The following is a 933-nucleotide window of genomic DNA, read 5'->3' on the forward strand; positions in this document are numbered from 1 at the left end:
ATAATAATCATTATTAAACAGTAGCTTAAACAACATTTCAGGAAGGGGGTTGAATGGGTCTTGGGAAATAAATCTCATTAAGATTTAACTAATTCTGCGACGTATTTCGAAATAAAAAATTATGATTTTATGCGATAAGCATCAGAGAAATTCTGTATGGAAACTAAATTGAGAGTTGATTGGATAAGTCTGTAGATTAGAAAGAGTGCGTGAATGATTGTGGAGGTACGCTTCTACATGAATGACTTATGATATGGAATTTATATACGGGGATAACGATAGTGGAGGCGCCTCCCGGAGTCGAACCGAGGTCCACGGATTTGCAATCCGCTGCATAGCCACTCTGCCAAGGCGCCTTTATCAACATGACTATATGTTGTAGTGATTTAAGAGAACTACTCTGARSTTCGCTAGCATGWAGCTAACAAATAGATGGTGCCCCGGGCCGGACTTGAACCGGCACAGCGCGAACGCCGAGGGATTTTAAATCCCTTGTGTCTACCAATTCCACCACCAGGGCACGCAATTCTTTATTGCGATGCCGATTACTGAAAAGTAAAACACCATCTTAAATGTYGAAATTCATCAACACTTCAAATTTTGGAGCGATACATCGGGTTCGAACCGATGACCTCAACCTTGGCAAGGTTGCGCTCTACCAACTGAGCTAGTATCGCAYTGCATTATTCATCTCCCATAAATGGGAAAGATAATGGAGGCGCCTCCCGGAGTCGAACCGAGGTCCACGGATTTGCAATCCGCTGCATAGCCACTCTGCCAAGGCGCCTTTATCAACATAACTRTATGTTGTAGTGATTTAAGAGAACTACTCTGARSTTCGCTAGCATSWAGCTAACAAATAGATGGTGCCCCGGGCCGGACTTGAACCGGCACAGCGCGAACGCCGAGGGATTTTAAATCCCTTGTGTCTAC

At 43.9% G+C, this 933-nt stretch carries 4 tRNA genes; all 4 read right to left on the reverse strand.

Annotated features, from left to right (window positions below):
• Positions 1 to 282: 282 nt before the first annotated feature.
• The 4 genes from L4C33_RS22470 to L4C33_RS22485 all read right to left on the reverse strand — a co-directional run bounded on the left by L4C33_RS22470 (position 283) and on the right by L4C33_RS22485 (position 787).
• Positions 283 to 356: transfer RNA gene (locus L4C33_RS22470), tRNA-Cys, on the reverse strand.
• A 77-nt stretch (positions 357 to 433) separates the two neighbouring features.
• Positions 434 to 520 (reverse strand) — tRNA-Leu (locus L4C33_RS22475).
• An 81-nt stretch (positions 521 to 601) separates the two neighbouring features.
• Positions 602 to 677: transfer RNA gene (locus L4C33_RS22480), tRNA-Gly, on the reverse strand.
• Positions 678 to 713: 36 nt separating this feature from the next.
• Positions 714 to 787, reverse strand: a tRNA-Cys gene (locus L4C33_RS22485).
• Positions 788 to 933 lie beyond the last annotated feature (146 nt).

The sequence above is a fragment of the Vibrio makurazakiensis genome, assembly GCF_050337375.1.
GTDB lineage: Bacteria > Pseudomonadota > Gammaproteobacteria > Enterobacterales > Vibrionaceae > Vibrio > Vibrio makurazakiensis.